The sequence below is a fragment of the Roseomonas sp. 18066 genome (assembly GCF_902706185.1).
GTDB lineage: Bacteria > Pseudomonadota > Alphaproteobacteria > Acetobacterales > Acetobacteraceae > Pseudoroseomonas.
The window spans coordinates 1-15,083 of record NZ_CACSJM010000138.1; the positions used below are offsets into that span (position 1 = coordinate 1).

A 15,083-nucleotide genomic window follows, 5' to 3' on the forward strand; every position below is an offset into this window, starting at 1 on the left:
GCCGGCGGCACCGGCGAGGGCGCGGGCGGCGGCGCCGGCTGCTCGGGCGGCACCTCGGCGGGGGGGATCTCGATGGGCGGCGCGACGGGGGGCGCCTCCGGGATCACCGGCTGCGGGGTCTCCACCGGGCGGGCCGGGGTCTCGGGCGGCACCACGGGCAGGTCGCCGGGGCCGGGCGGCGTCTCCCGCGTCGGCTCCGGCGTGTCGGAGCGGGTCTCGGGCGGCGCCACGGTCAGCAGCGGGGCGATCGCCGGCTCGGGCTCGGGCACCGGCGCGGGCGGCGGGCTGCGGGTCTCCTCCGGCGCCGGGGCCATGGCGGCGGGGTTGAGCAGCGCCGGCGGCGGCGCCGGCTCCTCCTCCGGCGCCGGGCGCTCCGGCTCGGGGTGCAGCGCGTGCTGCTCGGGCACCGCCGTGTCGGGGTGGTCGTCGGCCGGCGCCGCGGGCGCCTCGGGCGGGATGCTGCCGACGGCGTCGTCGAGCTCGGCCTCGGCAGCCTTGTCCTTGTCGCGCCCGGTCAGCCGGGCCCAGAGATTGCGCAGCGCCATGGTCAGCGGGCCTCCACCGTCAGGCCCTGGGCATCGGCCGCGGTCACCCGCAGCCGCGCCAGGGCGCCGACCTCGTAGTCAAGGGATTCGGGCAGGCGGACCGGACAGAAATGCTCGGTATGGCCGCGATGGCCGCGTTCCATCAGCACGGTTTCCTCCTGGCCCAGCCGGGCGTCGTAGAAGCGTTGCGCGGCGGCGGCGCCGGCGGCGCGCAGCCGGGCCGCGCGCTCCCGCCGCAGCGGCACCGGCACCGGCGGCATGCGCGCGGCGGGGGTGCCCGGGCGCTCGGAATAGGGGAAGACGTGCAGGAAGCTGAGCTCCGCCTCCGCGACCAGGTCGAGCATCTCGGAGAAATGCGCCTCGGTCTCGGTGGGGAAGCCGGCGATCAGGTCGGCGCCGAGCGCGATGCCGGGGCGCAGCGCGCGGGCGCGGCGGGCGCAGTCCAGCGCCTGGGCGCGGCCATGCCGGCGCTTCATCCGCTTCAGCATCAGGTCGGCGCCATGCTGCAGCGACAAGTGAAGGTGCGGCATCAGCCGCGGCTCGGCCTCCAGCAGGCGCCACAGGTCGTCGTCGATGGCGGCCGGGTCGATCGAGGACAGCCGCAGCCGCGGCAGCTCGGGCACCAGCGCCAGCAGGCGGCGCACCATCTGCCCCAGGCTGGGCTGGCCCGGCAGGTCGGGGCCGTAGCTGGTGATATCGACCCCGGTCAGCACCACCTCGCGGTAGCCGGCCTCGACCAACGCGCGCACCTGCTGCACCACGGCGCCGATCGGGACGGAGCGCGACGGGCCGCGGCCATAGGGGATGACGCAGAAGGTGCAGCGATGATCGCAGCCCTGCTGCACCTGGACGAAGGCCCGCGCCCGGCCGGCGAAGTCGGTGACCAGGTGGGCCGCCGTCTCGGTCGCCGCCATGATGTCGGTGACGGGGGCGGCCGGCGCGTCCGGCGCCCAGGCCTCCGGCTTCAGCTTGTCCGCATTGCCGATGACCCGGGTGACGCCCGGCAAGGACGCCCAGGAACTGGGAGAGATCTGCGCGGCGCAGCCGGTGACCAGGATCGGCCGGCCCGGATGCTCCCGCGCGGCGCGGCGGATGGCTTTCCGCGCCTGCTGCTCGGCTTCCGCGGTCACCGCGCAGGTATTGACCAGGATCGCCCTCCGCTGCCCGGCCTTCTCGGCCAGGTCGCGCATGGCGGCGCTCTCATAGGCGTTCAGCCGGCAGCCGAAGGTCAGGACCTGCAGGCTTTCGCCCCCGGTCATTCCGGCCCGGCTTCCGGGTCGAGCTCGCCGGTGAAGGCGGTGGCGACGGGGCCGGCCATCAGCACATGGCCGTCGAGCCGCCATTCCATCTGCAGCGTGCCGCCGGGCAGGTCGATGCGGGCGCGGCGGCCGGACAGGCCCCGGCGATGCGCGTTGACCAGCGTGGCGCAGGCGCCGGAGCCGCAGGCCAGGGTCGGCCCGGCGCCGCGCTCCCACACCGCCAGGCGGATGTGGTCGGGGGCCAGGATCTGGGCGAAGCCGATATTGGCACGCTGCGGGAACAGCGGATGGTGCTCCAGCTCGCGGCCGAATTGCTGCCAGGGCGCCGTGTCGAGGTCGTCGACGAAGAAGGTCGCATGCGGATTGCCCATCGAGCAGGCCGCCGGCGTCGAGAAGGGCCCGGCGCCCAGCGGCAGCTCGGTGGTGTCCAGCGCCTCGGCCAGCGGCACCTCCTGCCAGCCCAGCCGCGGCACGCCCATGTCGACGCGCACGGTGCCGTCGGCGAGCCGCTCGCTGGGCAGGTCGCCGCTGATGGTGCGGACCACGACGCGGTCGCGCCCGGTCTCCTCCATCACCAGGCTGGCGATGCAGCGGGTGGCGTTGCCGCAGGCGCCGGCCTCGGACCCGTCCGGATTGTGGATGCGCATGAAGACATCGGCCCCGGCCTGCGGCGTCTCCAGCGTGATGAACTGGTCGCAGCCGATGCCGAATCGACGGTCCGCCAGCCAGGCGATGCGGGCGGGGTTCAGCGGCAGCGGGGCGGGGCGGGCATCGACCACGACGAAGTCGTTGCCCAGCCCGTGCATCTTCCGGAAGGGGACCATGCCAGGGATATGCCCCGTTACCCGCCGCAAATGAAGGGGGGTGCCGGGCCCGCAGGGCAGCCCCGCTTTGCCCTGGCGCCGATTTCTTCGCAGACTGCGCCTCCCCAGCCGGCGGAGAGGCGGATGACCCTGTATGTGGTGGTCGATATCGAGACCGACGGGCCCAACCCGGGCAGCCATTCGCTGCTGAGCTTCGGCGCGGTGGCCTGCCGGGCGCAGGGCGCGCCGCTGGCCCGCTTCGCCGTCAACCTGCTGCCCCTGCCGGGGGCGGCGGCCGAGCCGCGCACCATGGCCTGGTGGGCGACCGAGCCGGAGGCCTGGGCGGCGGCGACAAGCGACCCGCTGCCGGCGGCCGAGGCCATGGCGCGCTTCGTCGACTGGCTGCGCGGCCTGCCGGAGATGCCGGTCTTCGCCGGCCATCCGGTGGCCTTCGACGGCTTCTGGATCGACTGGTACCTGCGCCGCTTCACCGGCCACCGGCTGATGAAGGGCCCCTATGACGGCGAGCGTATTTTTCTGGATGCCGCGCTCGACATTCCGACGCTGGCCAGCGGGGTTCTCGGCCTGGAAATCGACCAGGCCATGAAGAAACCCTATCCGGAAGACTGGTTCGGCGGGCATGCCCATACCCATTGCGCGCTGGACGACGCGCTGGGCTATGCGGCGCTGCTGCAGCGGCTGCTGGCCCGCCGGCCGGCGCTGGCCCCGGCGGGGGCGCCTTCGCCTTAGGCCTTCTCGATGGCCTGGGCGGCGGCATCCAGCGCGGCGGCGATTTTCTCCGCCACGTCGGCCTCGACCGGGCCTGAGCGGAGCTTGAGGCGCAGCGCCAGCTTCAGATTCTCCATGGCGCGGATCACCGGGTCGGGCACGCCCTCGCGGCCGCGCGGGGTGGCGCCGCCGATGCGGGCGAACAGCGCCTCGGCCGCCACCCGGTTGCCGGCCAGGAAGGCCTCGCCCTCGGGGGTCAGGGCGTAGCGCTTGCGCGGGCCGGCCTCGGCCTCGACGGTGGCGAAGCCCATATCCTCCAGCCAGGACAGCAGCGGATAGATGACGCCGGGGCTGGGGCTGTAGCTGCCGCCCATGCGCTCCTCGATCGCCTTGATCAGCTCGTAGCCGTGGCGCGGCGCCTCGGCCAGCATGGCCAGCGCCAGCAGCCGCAGCTCGCCATGGTCGAAGATCCGCCCGCCGCGCCCGCCATGCCGGCCGCCGCGGCGATGCTCGCGCGCCTCGTCATGGTGGTGGCGGCAGCCATGCCGGTGGCCGTGATGCTCGTGATGATGATGGGAATGGTGGTGGCCGTGGCGGCGCCCGCGATGCGGGCCCTCCCGGCCTTGGGCGCCGGACGCGCCCTCGATGCCGTGTTGCATGCAGCCGATATAGATCGAGATATAACTCGATTCAAGATATATCTCGATAGCCGGCGCAGGGCAGCCCCGCGGCCGCATTCCTCTTGTGACGGGGGGGGAGTCTGGCTATACCCCCGCCTCTTCCCGCGCGTCCGGGCCTGTAGGGCATGCCCGGCCGCGGTTTCGTCCCCATCGCAGGATGGGGGACCCGATGACCAGGAGATCGAAATGCCCAAGATGAAGACGAAGTCGAGCGCGAAGAAGCGCTTCAAGATCACGGCGACGGGCAAGGTGCTCGCCGGTCCGGGCAAGAAGCGTCACTGCCTTTCCGCCCGCAGCCAGAAGGCCAAGCGCCAGAACCGCGGTTCGCAGGTTCTGCGCCACCAGGACGGCGTGACCGTCATGCAGTGGCTGCCCTATGGGCTGGATCGGTAAGGAGTAGCGCAGTATGGCTCGTGTTAAGCGCGGCGTAACCGCCCACGCCCGTCACAAGAAGATCCTCAAGCTCGCCAAGGGCTATGTCGGTCGTTCTTCCAAGGCCTATCGTCCCGCGCTCGAGCGCGTCGAGAAGGCCCTCCAGTATGCCTATCGCGACCGTCGCGTTAAGAAGCGCGAGTTCCGCGGCCTGTGGATCCAGCGCATCAACGCTGCCGTCCGCGAGCATGGCCTGACCTATTCGAAGTTCATCGCCGGCCTGAAGGCCGCGCAGATCGACCTCGACCGCAAGGTCCTGGCCGCGATCGCCTTCGATGACGCTGCCGCGTTTGGCGCTTTGGTCGAGAAGGCCAAGGCGGCGCTTCCGGCTTCGGCCGAGGCGTAATCTCCCGCTCCCCGCAGCCTTGCGGGGATGCCGAGAACGGAGCCGCCGCCGCCAGGGGTCCCCCTGGCGTCCGGCGGCTTTTTTCGTAAGGCCCGCCCGCTGGGGCGGCGACATCGCACGGGACCGAACCGATGACCGATGACCTTGCCACCCTGCAGGCGGAAACCGAGGCCGCGCTGGCGGCCTGCGCCGACCCCCGCGCGCTGGATGCCGTGCGGGTGGGGATGCTGGGCAAGAGCGGCCAGCTGACCGCGCTGCTGAAGGGGCTGGGCGCCGTCCCCGCCGAGCAGCGGAAAGAGCGTGGCGCCGCCGTCAACCGCCTGAAGCTGGCGATCGAGACCGCCATCGAGACGCGCCGGGTCGCGCTCGACGCCGCGGCGCTGGACGCCCGGCTGCTGGCCGAGCGGCTCGATGTCAGCCTGCCGCCGCGCCCCTTCCCGCCGGCCGGCCCCGAAGCCGGCGCCATCCACCCGATCGCCCGCACCATGGAGGAGCTGACCGCCCTCTTCGGCGCCATGGGCTTCGGCGTCGCGGAAGGCCCGGATATCGAGGGCGACTGGTTCAACTTCGGCGCGCTGAACATCCCCGACCATCACCCCGCCCGGCAGGACCACGACACCTTCTACGTGCCCGCCGGGGCGGATGGGCGGCGGCCGGTGCTGCGCACCCACACCTCGCCGGTGCAGATCCGCACCATGCTGAACCAGGAGCCGCCGATCCGCGTCATCGTGCCCGGCCGCACCTACCGCGCCGACCATGACGCGACGCACAGCCCGATGTTCCACCAGGTCGAGGGGCTGGTCATCGACCGTGGCATCCATCTGGGCCATCTGAAGGGCTGCCTGATCGACTTCCTGCGCGCCTTCTTCGGCATCAGCGACCTGCCGGTCCGCTTCCGCGCCAGCTACTTCCCCTTCACCGAGCCCTCGATGGAGGTCGATATCGGCTGGAACCGCAAGACCGGCGAATTGGGCCGCGGCGGCGACTGGCTGGAGATCCTGGGCAGCGGCATGGTGCACCCCAAGGTGCTGGCCAATTGCGGCATCGACCCGCGCGAGTGGCAGGGCTTCGCCTTCGGCATGGGGATCGAGCGCATCACCATGCTGAAGCACGGCATCCCCGACCTGCGCCCCTTCTATGACAGCGACATCCGCTGGCTGCGCCATTACGGCGCGCCGGTGCTGTCCCCCGCCACCCTGGCCGAAGGGGTCTGAGCCGTCATGAAGTTCTCTGTCAGCTGGCTGAAGCAGCACCTCGAGACCGAGGCGACGCTCGAGCAGATCACCGGCGCGCTCAACACCATCGGCCTCGAGGTCGAGGGCGTCGAGGATCGTGGCGCGGCGCTGGCCCCCTTCCGCATCGCCCATGTCATCGCGGCGGTGCAGCACCCGAATGCCGACCGGCTGCGCGCCTGCCAGGTCGATGTCGGCGACGGCGTCATCCGCTCGGTGGTCTGCGGCGCGCCGAATGCGCGCACCGGCATGAAGGCCGTGCTCGGCCTGCCCGGCGCGGTGGTCCCCGCCAACGGCATGGTGCTGAAGGTGGGCGAGATCCGCGGCGTGAAGAGCGAGGGCATGATGTGCTCCGCCCGCGAGCTCGGCCTCGGCGAGGATCATGACGGCATCATCGACCTGCCCGACGACGCGCCGGTGGGCGAGGCCTATGCCCGCTGGGCCGGGCTCGACGATCCCATCGTCGAGATCTCGGTGACGCCGAACCGCGGCGATGCCCTGTCGATCCGCGGCATCGCCCGCGACCTGGCCGCGGCGGGCCTGGGCACGCTGAAGCCCTTCGCCCCGGCGCCGGTGGCCGCCGTCTATCCGTCGCCGCTGCGCTGGGTGCTGGAGGACGCGGAGAGCTGCCCCTGGGTGGTCGGCCGCGCCGTGCGGGGCGTCACCAACGGGCCCTCGCCGAAATGGCTGCAGGACCGGCTGGTCTCGATCGGGCTGCGGCCGATCAACGCCCTGGTCGATGTCACCAATTTCTTCACCTACGACCTCGGCCGTCCGCTGCATGTCTTCGACGTGGCCAAGGTGAAGGGCGAGGAGCTGTTCCTCCGCCGTGGCCGCGAGGGCGAAAGCTTCCTGGCGCTGAACGGCAAGGAAGTGACCGTCACGCCTGAGGACCTGGTCATCGCCGATGCCGAGGCGGTGGAAAGCCTCGCCGGCATCATGGGCGGCGAGCATTCCGGCTCCGACGCGGGGACCAAGGAAGTCTTCATCGAATGCGCGCTGTTCGACCCGGTGCGCATCGCGCTGTCCGGCCGGCGGCATGAGCTGCGCTCCGATGCCCGCGCCCGCTTCGAGCGCGGCATCGACCCGGCGCTGCTGCCCGCGGCCCTCGAAGCGGCCACCGCGATGATCATCGCGCTCTGCGGCGGCGAGGCCTCCGAGGTCTCCAGCGCCGGCGCCGAGCCCGAATGGCAGCGCCAGGCCAGCCTGCGCTTCGAGCGCATCGCCGGCCTCGGCGGCAGCGACATGGATCAGGCCACCGCCATCGGCATCCTCGAGCGGCTGGGCTTCGCGCCCGTGTTGCAGGATGCGGAGAAGGTCACCGTCGCGGTGCCGAGCTGGCGCAACGACATCGCCGGCAGCGGCAAGCTCGCCCAGGCGCCGACGCTGGAGGCCGGCCGCGCGGCGCGGGCCGCCGAGGGCTGCGCCCTGGTCGAGCCGGAATGCGACCTGCTGGAGGAAGTCCTGCGCATCCAGGGTCTGGACCGCATCCCGGCCGTCTCGCTGCCGGTGGCCTCCCCGGTGCCTGCAGCCTCGCTGACGCCCAAGCAGTCGCGCGCCACGCTGGCCCGCCGCGTGCTGGCGGCGCGCGGCATGCTGGACTGCGTCTCCTTCGGCTTCCTCGACAGCAAGGTGGCGGCGAAGTTCGCCCCGCTGGGGTCGGCCGCCGATTGGACGCCGCCCGCCGCGCTGCGCCTGGAGAACCCGATCGCCGCCGATCTGGACCAGATGCGCCCCACCCCGCTGGCCAGCCTGCTGCAGGCGGCATCGCGCAACGCGGCGCGCGGCTATCCCGACCTCGGCCTCGCCGAGCTGGGCGCCGCCTATCGCGACATCACCCCCGACGGGCAGCTGAGCGTCGTCGTGGGCCTCCGCACCGGCGAGACCCCGCGCCATTGGGCCGAGGCCGCGCGCGGCGTCGACGCGATGGATGCCAAGGGCGACGCGCTGGCGGTGCTGGCGGCCCTCGGCGTGCCGGCGGCGGCGATCAGCATCACCACCGACGCGCCGGGCTACTACCACCCCGGCCGCTCCGGCGTGCTGCGCCAGGGGCCGAAGACGGTGCTGGCCATCTTCGGCGAGATCCATCCGAAGCTGCGCGAGGAGCTCGGCCTCGCCGGCCCGGCCGTCGCCTGCGAGGTCTTCCTCGACGCCGTCGCCGAGCCGAAGAAGCGCAAGAAGGCGGTGCCGGAGCTGCCCGCCTTCCAGCCGCTGCAGCGCGACTTCGCCTTCCTGGTGGATGCCGCGGTCCCGGCCGAGACCCTGCTGCGCGCCGCCCGCGGCGCCGAGCGGGCGCTGATCACCGAGGTCGCGCTGTTCGACCGCTATGCCGGCGACAAGCTGCCCGAGGGCAAGGTCTCGCTCGCCCTGCAGGTCACCCTGCAGCCGCGCGAGAAGAGCCTGACCGATGCCGAGATCGAGGCGGTCGGCGCCAAGATCGTGGCGGCGGTGACCAAGGCGACGGGGGCGGTGCTGCGCGGGTAAGCTGCGCGGCGTGCTGAAACGAGAAGGGCCGGGGGGCTGACGCCTCCCGGCCCTTTGTCGTTGTGGCGCGCGTGATTCACGCCTTTCGGCGATGCCGCCTCAGGCGATCACGCTCATTTCCGCCCGAACAGCTTCTCGAACTCGGATTTTCCGAAGCGCAGCCAGGTCGGCCGGCCATGGCTGCAGGTATTGGCGCGCGGCGTCGCCTCCATCTGGCGCAGCAGGGCGGCCATCTCGGCCGGGCCCAGCCGGCGGCCGGCGCGGATCGAGCCATGGCAGGCCAGCCGCGCCACCGCCGCGTCCAGGCGGCGTTCCAGCGCCGTGGTCTCCTCCCATTCGGCGAGCTCGGCGGCGAGATCCCGCAGCAGCGGCGCCGGGTCGGGATTGCCCAGCAGGGCGGGCAGGGCGCGCACCAGCAGGGCGCCGCCGCCGAAATCCTCGATCTCGAGGCCAAGGCTCGCCAGGGTCTCGGCCTGCTCCAGCAGACGGGCGGCCTGCAGCGCCGGCAGCTCGACCACCGCCGGCAGCAGCAGCGGCTGGCTGCGCACCCCGCCATCGACCAGCTGCGCCTTGAAGGCCTCGTGGGTCAGGCGCTCATGGGCGGCATGCTGGTCGACCAGGATCAGCCCGCCATCCGGCGCCTCGGCCAGGATATAGGTCTCCATCAGCTGGGCCAGCGGCCGGCCGAGCGGGCCCTCCGCGATCTCGTCCAGCGGTGCCGGCGCCAGCAGCGGATGCTCCGGCCCGGCGGCAGGGCCCGGGGCGCGCGGCAGATGCAGGCTGGGCTGGTGCGGGCCGGGACCGGGCGGCGGCGTCAGCGTCTCGGCGAAGCCTGACGGCCGGCTGTCGTAAAAGCCCGGATTGGCGAAGCGCTGGCCGGGGGCGAAGCCGTTGGTCGGCGGCCGCCAGCCCGGCACCTGCCAGTCGCGCATTCCCGGGGCGGCCGGCGCCGGCGCGGCGTCGTCAGCAGCGCTTTCGCCGGCGCCGACCGCCAGGCCCCGGCGCAGCGCGGAAATCAGCGCGCCGCGCACCTGGGCCGCGTCGCGGAAGCGCAGCTCGGTCTTCATCGGGTGGACATTGACGTCGACCAGCTCGGGCGGCAGCTCGAGGAACAGGGCGGCCACGGGATGGCGCATGGGCGCGATCAGGTCGCGATAGGCGACCCGAAGGGCGGCGCGCAGCAGCGGGTCGCGCACGGGGCGGCGATTGACCACCAGATGCTGCTCGGCCGCCGTGGCCCGCGTCAGGGTCGGCAGCGCCGCCAGCCCTTCCAGCCGCAGATCCGGCCATTCGCCGGAAATGGCCACCGCCGCCCCGGCGAAATCCGGCCCCAGCAGCGCCGCCAGCCGGCCTTCCCGGTCGGAAGGGGCGAGGTTCAGCGCGATCCGCCCCTCGACCTCCATCTGGAAGGCGACCTCCGGCCAGGCCAGGGCCAGGCGCTTCACCGCCTCCAGCGCATGGCCGGATTCGGTGGCCGGCGACTTCAGGAACTTGCGCCGGGCGGGGGTGGCGAAGAACAGGTCGCGCAGTTCGATCCGCGTGCCCGGCGCGCCGGAGGCCGGGCGCGGCGGATGCTTCACCCCGCCTTCCACCTCGATGCGCCAGGCCTCGCCCTCGGGCGTGCGGCTGGTGATGGACAGCCGCGCCACGGCGCCGATCGAGGGCAGCGCCTCGCCGCGGAAGCCCAGCGTCGCGATGCGGAACAGCGCCGCCTCCTCCGGCAGCTTGGAGGTGGCGTGGCGCTCGACGCAGAGCGCCAGGTCGGCCGGGCCCATGCCATGGCCGTCATCGATCACCAGGATGCGGGAAATGCCGCCGCCTTCCAGGCTGACGGCGATGCGCTGCGCCCCGGCATCCAGCGCGTTCTCCACCAGCTCCTTCACGGCGGCGGCGGGGCGTTCCACCACCTCGCCGGCCGCGATGCGGTCGGCGGTGGTGGCGGAGAGCAGGCGGATGCGGTCCATCACCCCAATCTAGCGCCGGCGCCCGGTCTGAAACAGGGCGGCCGGCGCCGGGCGGCTATTCCTCGGCGGCGGCCTGCAGCTCGCGGATGCGGGCGATCAGCCCGGCGGTGGAGGGGTCGTGGCGGCCGGGGCTGGCCTCCGGCGCCAGCTCCGGCAGGATCGAGGTGGCCAGCTTCTTGCCCAGCTCGACGCCCCATTGGTCGAAGGCGTCGATGTCCCACAGCGCGCCCAGGCAGAAGACCTTGTGCTCGTAGAGCGCGACCAGCGCGCCCAGCGAATGCGGGTCCAGCTTGTCGAGCAGCAGGGTGGTGCTCGGCCGGTCGCCGGGGAACAGCCGGTGCGGCAGCAGGCGGCCGATCTCCTCCGCGCCCGTGCCGGCGGCCGCCATCTCGGCCTCGACCTCGGCGGGCGTGCGGCCGCGCAGCAGCGCCTCCGCCTGGGCCAGGCCGTTGGACAGCAGCAGCCGGTGGTTCTCGGCGAAGGGGTGGTCGGGGTTGGCCACCAGCACGAAATCCGCCGGCACCGGGGTGGTGCCCTGGTGCAGCAGCTGCATGAAGGAATGCTGCGCGTTGGTGCCGGGCTCGCCGAAGATCACCGGGCCGGTCTCGCGGCCGACCGGCTCGCCGTCCAAGGTCACGCTCTTGCCCAGGCTTTCCATCTCCAGCTGCTGCAGATGGGCCGGGAAGCGCGACAGGCGGTGGTCATAGGGCAGGATCGCCTGGCTGCGCAGGCCGAGGCCGTTGACATGCCAGATGGTCAGCAGCGCCAGCAGCAGCGGCAGGTTCTGCTCCGGCGGCGCCGTCAGGAAATGCTCGTCCATGGCGCGGGCGCCGGCCAGCAGCTGCGAGAAGGCGGTCCAGCCGCAGGACAGCGCGATGGAAAGGCCGATCGCCGACCACAGGGAAAACCGGCCGCCGACCCAGTCATGGAAGCCGAAGACCCGGTCCGGCGCCACGCCGAAGGCCGCCGTCGCCTCCTGGTTGGTCGACAGCGCGACGAGGTGGCGGCGGGCGCCGACCTCGCCGAGGTTCTGCTCCAGCCAGCCGCGCACGATGCGGGCATTGGCCATGGTCTCGGCGGTGGTAAAGGTCTTGGACGCGATCAGCACCAGGGTGCGGTGCGGGTTCAGCCGCGGCCGGATCGCCTCCCAGTTATGCGCATCGGCATTGGCCAGGTACAGCGGCCGCATCGGCGAGCGGGCGTTCCACAGCGCGCGGCCGATCATGTAGGGCCCGAGGTCGGAGCCGCCGATGCCGATATTGATGACGTCGGTGAAGGTCTCGCCGGTGGCGCCGCGGATCTCGCCGCGATGGATGGCGCGGGTGAAGCGCTTCATCGCCGCCAGCGTCTCGTCGACCGAGGCGGAGGCGTCCTCGGTCTCGCCGCTGGGCAGGCGGGCGCGATAGCCGGCGCCGCGCGGCGCGCGCAGCGCCATGTGCAGCACGGCGCGCTTCTCGGTGGTGTTGATCTCCTCGCCGGCGGCCATGGCGTCGCGCCGCGGCAGCACGCCGCAGGCCTGCGCCAGGTCCAGCAGCCCTTGCAGGGCCGCCGCATCGACCGAGGTCTTGGAGAAGTCGAGCAGGATGCCCACCGCCTGGCGGTGGAAGCTGTCGAAACGCTGCGGATCGGCGTCGAACAGGGCGCGGATCGCGCCGGCGCCCGGGCGGCCCGCCAGCTCTGCGATCCGGTCCCAGGCAGCCTCGCGCACGGTCAGCGTCATAACTGGTCTCATCCCCCGGTCGATCCGGCTGGCAGGCTAGAGCCTCGCCAGGGCCTGTCAAATCTCCACCCCCGCGCGGCCGGCCGGGGGCGCGCCCGGGGGGTCAGATCCCCTCGGGCTGGCCGGCGACCGTGACGGAAAGCTGATCCGGAACGAGCAACTGCCCGGCGAGTTTCGCCGCCGCCTCGCGGGTGATGGCGGCCAGGCGCGCGGGGCGCTTCTCCAGCCAGTCCAGCGGCCGGTCGTTGCGCCGCATCGCCAGCAGCGTGGCGGCGATGCGCCGGCTGTCGGTGAATTGCAGCGGCTGGCTGCCGGTCAGATAGGCGACCGCCTCCTCCATCTCCTCGGCGGTCGGGCCTGCCTCGGCCATGCGGCGCCATTCGCTGCGCAGCAGGGTCAGCGCCTCGCCGACGCGGGCATTGGCGGTGGCGAAATGGCCGATCAACACGCTGTCGCCGAAGATGCCGTCCAGCCCGGCGCCGATGCCATAGGTCAGGCCGCGCGCCTCGCGCAGGCTCTTGGTCAGCCGCGCGGTGAAGCCGCCGCCGGAGAGGATGCGCAGCACCACCTGCGCCGTCTCCCAGCTGGGATCGCGGATCGGCAGCCCGGGCTGGCCGAAGATGATGGTCGATTGCGAGGCCGCCACCGGCACCACCGCGGTGCCGAAGCCGGTCATCGCCGGCAGCGGCGGGGCGGCCGGCGCCGCGCCCTCGGCCAGCCCGTCGAACAGTTTTGGCAAGAGCGCCGCCAGCTCGGCGGCCGAGATGGCGCCGGAGGCCGCGATCAGCAGGCCGGGGCCGCGATGCAGCTGGCGGGCCAGCGCTGCGCGCATCTGCTCGACGGTGATGCGGGCGAGGCTCTCCTCGGTGCCCGAGGACGGGCGGCCGGCGGGATGCGTCGGAAAGGCGGCGGCCCAGAAGGCGCGGGATGCGCGGCCCGGCGGGCCTTCCAGCGACTGCCGGGCGCGGGCGATGGCGCGGGCGCGCAGCCGCGCCACATCGGCCTCCTCGAAGCGCGGCGCGGTCATGGCGAGGCGGGCCAGCCGCACCGCCTGCGGCAGGGCGGGCGTCAGCGCCCGCAGGCTGCCGGCGAAGCCGTCGCGGTCGACGCCGAAATCGAGCCCGATGCCCTCGTCGCGGGCGGCATCGGCAAACTCCAGCGCGTCGAGCTCGCCGGCGCCCTCGGTCATCAGCGCGGCGGCCAGCGCGGCGACGCCTTCCTGCCCCTCGGGGTCCAGCGCCGCGCCACCCGGCCAGGACCAGGAAAGGCTGACCACGGGCACCGAATGATCCTCGGCCAGCCAGGCGGTGAAGCCGCTGCCCTCGACCACCTGGATCGGCAGGGAGAAGCCAGTAGGCGCCGGCACGGTCGCGGACCCGCTCATGCCGCGCCCTCCGGCAGCAGCCAGCCGGACATGGCGGGCTTGCTGAAGACCAGGCGGGCGGCGGCCTCGAGCTGCGGCCGGGTGACGGCGCGGATGCGGGCCGGCCAGTGCTCGACCGCATCCAGCGGCAGGCCGACGGCCAGGGCGCCGCCCAGGATGCGCGGCGCGGCGCCCAGGCTGTCCAGCGCCAGCAGCGTGCCGGCGGTCAGCTGGCGGATGGCGCGGACGGCCTCCGCCTCGGTCACGCCATCGGCCAGCAGCGTCGCGATCTCGGCGGCGATGGCGGCCTCGATGGCGGCGGTGGAGGTCTCGCGGCGCGGGGTGACGAAAATCTCGAAGCTGCCGCAGCCGACCGAGTCGCCGTCATAGGAGCAGCCGGCCGAGACGGCGAGGCCGGTGGTGACCAGCGCCTTGTGCAGCCGCGAGCCCTGGCCGCTGCCGAGCAGATGCGCCAGCACCTCCAGCGGATAGGCATGCCGCGCCTGGTCGCCGCCGCCGGGCAGGAAGGGGGCGACCCAGCCGCGCAGGAAGACGGCCTCGCGCACGGTCGGATCGCGCACCACCAGCCGGTCGTCCTGCGGCTGGGAGGGCGCAGGCGCCCGGGCGCGGATCGCCTTGTCATAGGGGGCGGGACGGCCCTGGATGCCGCCGTAATCCTGCTCGGCCAGCTTCGCCAGCGCGTCGCGGTCGATCGCGCCGGTCACCACCAGCGTCGCATTGGCCGGCGTGTAGTAGGCGCGGAAGAATTCCAGCATGTCGTCGCGGGTCAGCGCGGCGATATCCTCCGGCCAGCCGATCAGCGGCCGGCCGCGCCAATGCTGGCGGCCCCAGAAGGCCGCGTCCCATTGCTCGCGGAAGCGGCCGCGCGGCGTGCTCTCGGTGCGCTGGCGGCGCTCCTCCTGCACCACCTGGCGCTCGGCCTCGATCTCGTCGGCCGGGAACAGGGCGGCGCCCATGCGGTCGGCCTCCATCCCTGCGACGAGCGCCAGGCGGCTGGCCTCGACATGCTGGTGATAGGCGGTGACGTCGCGCGAGGTGAAGGCATTGTCCTGCCCGCCCTCCCGCGCCACCAGCCGGGAGAAGGCCCCCGACGCCACCTTCGGGCTGCCCTTGAACATCATATGCTCGAGGAAATGCGCCAGGCCGGACTTGCCGGCCGGATCCTCGCCGGCGCCGGTCGAGTAGAAGACGTAATGCGCCACCACCGGCGCCCGCCGGTTCTCGGCATGCACCACCGTCAGCCCGTTCGGCAGGGTCCAGAGGCTGGCGCCGAACAGCGGCCGCTCGGCCAGGGCCGGGGGCGTGCCGGCGGGCGGCGCCGCGGGGGCAGCCACCGGCTCGGCCGCCGAGCCGGTCGGCAGCAGCGCGAGGGCGGGAAGGGCGGCGGCGGCGCCGAGCGCGGCGCGGCGGGAAAGGGGCGACATGTCCGCCTCACATGGGGCGGCGGCCGCGTCCGCGCCAGCCCCCCCGTCATGGGTTGGAAGGGCCGGGGGAAGGGGGTGGCG

12 protein-coding genes and 1 pseudogene are annotated in these 15,083 nt (G+C 73.3%); 5 read left to right on the plus strand and 8 right to left on the minus strand.

Going from position 1 to position 15,083, the window contains the following annotated elements; all coding sequences use genetic code 11:
- From GVN67_RS22810 to dapF, 3 genes and pseudogenes are all read right to left on the minus strand, one after another.
- A pseudogene (locus tag GVN67_RS22810) lies at positions 1 to 545 on the minus strand (hypothetical protein); the annotation flags it as partial.
- A gap of 2 nt (positions 546 to 547) precedes the next feature.
- Entirely contained in the window at positions 548 to 1,804 is a 1,257-nt protein-coding gene (mtaB, locus tag GVN67_RS22815) for a tRNA (N(6)-L-threonylcarbamoyladenosine(37)-C(2))-methylthiotransferase MtaB (RefSeq protein WP_159999635.1), read from the minus strand.
- Complete coding sequence (gene dapF / locus GVN67_RS22820; protein WP_159999636.1) at positions 1,801 to 2,628, minus strand: diaminopimelate epimerase; 828 nt, start codon at positions 2,626 to 2,628, stop codon at positions 1,801 to 1,803. The genes mtaB and dapF overlap by 4 nt, the downstream gene beginning before the upstream one ends.
- 123 nt (positions 2,629 to 2,751) lie before the next feature.
- Here dapF and GVN67_RS22825 point away from each other — a divergent pair, with 123 nt between their 5' ends.
- Positions 2,752 to 3,357, plus strand: coding sequence for a 3'-5' exoribonuclease (locus GVN67_RS22825; protein WP_159999637.1), 606 nt, complete (start codon positions 2,752 to 2,754; stop codon positions 3,355 to 3,357).
- Here GVN67_RS22825 and GVN67_RS22830 read toward each other — a convergent pair.
- Entirely contained in the window at positions 3,354 to 3,995 is a 642-nt protein-coding gene (locus GVN67_RS22830; protein ID WP_159999638.1) for a PadR family transcriptional regulator, read from the minus strand. The two genes, GVN67_RS22825 and GVN67_RS22830, sit on opposite strands and share 4 nt — an antisense overlap.
- Positions 3,996 to 4,202: 207 nt before the next feature.
- Between GVN67_RS22830 and rpmI the strand changes: the two genes are divergently transcribed.
- The 4 genes from rpmI (at position 4,203) to pheT (ending at position 8,510) form a co-directional block, all read left to right on the plus strand.
- Entirely contained in the window at positions 4,203 to 4,409 is a 207-nt protein-coding gene (rpmI, locus tag GVN67_RS22835) for a 50S ribosomal protein L35 (RefSeq protein ID WP_159999639.1), read from the plus strand.
- A 13-nt stretch (positions 4,410 to 4,422) separates the two neighbouring features.
- Entirely contained in the window at positions 4,423 to 4,794 is a 372-nt protein-coding gene (gene rplT / locus GVN67_RS22840; protein WP_159999640.1) for a 50S ribosomal protein L20, read from the plus strand.
- 131 nt (positions 4,795 to 4,925) lie between these two features.
- Entirely contained in the window at positions 4,926 to 6,008 is a 1,083-nt protein-coding gene (pheS, locus tag GVN67_RS22845; RefSeq protein WP_159999641.1) for a phenylalanine--tRNA ligase subunit alpha, read from the plus strand.
- 6 nt (positions 6,009 to 6,014) lie between these two features.
- Positions 6,015 to 8,510: a phenylalanine--tRNA ligase subunit beta gene (gene pheT, locus GVN67_RS22850; RefSeq protein WP_159999642.1), complete on the plus strand. Its 2,496-nt coding sequence runs from the start codon at positions 6,015 to 6,017 to the stop codon at positions 8,508 to 8,510.
- A gap of 113 nt (positions 8,511 to 8,623) precedes the next feature.
- On the opposite strand, the gene mutL is transcribed toward pheT, so the two are convergent.
- The 4 genes from mutL to GVN67_RS22870 form a co-directional block, all read right to left on the minus strand.
- Entirely contained in the window at positions 8,624 to 10,474 is a 1,851-nt protein-coding gene (gene mutL, locus GVN67_RS22855; RefSeq protein ID WP_159999643.1) for a DNA mismatch repair endonuclease MutL, read from the minus strand.
- Between the two features lie 55 nt (positions 10,475 to 10,529).
- Positions 10,530 to 12,194, minus strand: a complete 1,665-nt coding sequence (pgi, locus tag GVN67_RS22860) for a glucose-6-phosphate isomerase (protein WP_159999644.1) — start codon at positions 12,192 to 12,194, stop codon at positions 10,530 to 10,532.
- Between the two features lie 103 nt (positions 12,195 to 12,297).
- Positions 12,298 to 13,578, minus strand: a complete 1,281-nt coding sequence (locus tag GVN67_RS22865) for a pitrilysin family protein (protein WP_159999645.1) — start codon at positions 13,576 to 13,578, stop codon at positions 12,298 to 12,300.
- Positions 13,575 to 15,002: a pitrilysin family protein gene (locus GVN67_RS22870; protein WP_159999646.1), complete on the minus strand. Its 1,428-nt coding sequence runs from the start codon at positions 15,000 to 15,002 to the stop codon at positions 13,575 to 13,577. Before GVN67_RS22870 ends, GVN67_RS22865 begins: the two co-directional genes overlap by 4 nt.
- Positions 15,003 to 15,083 lie beyond the last annotated feature (81 nt).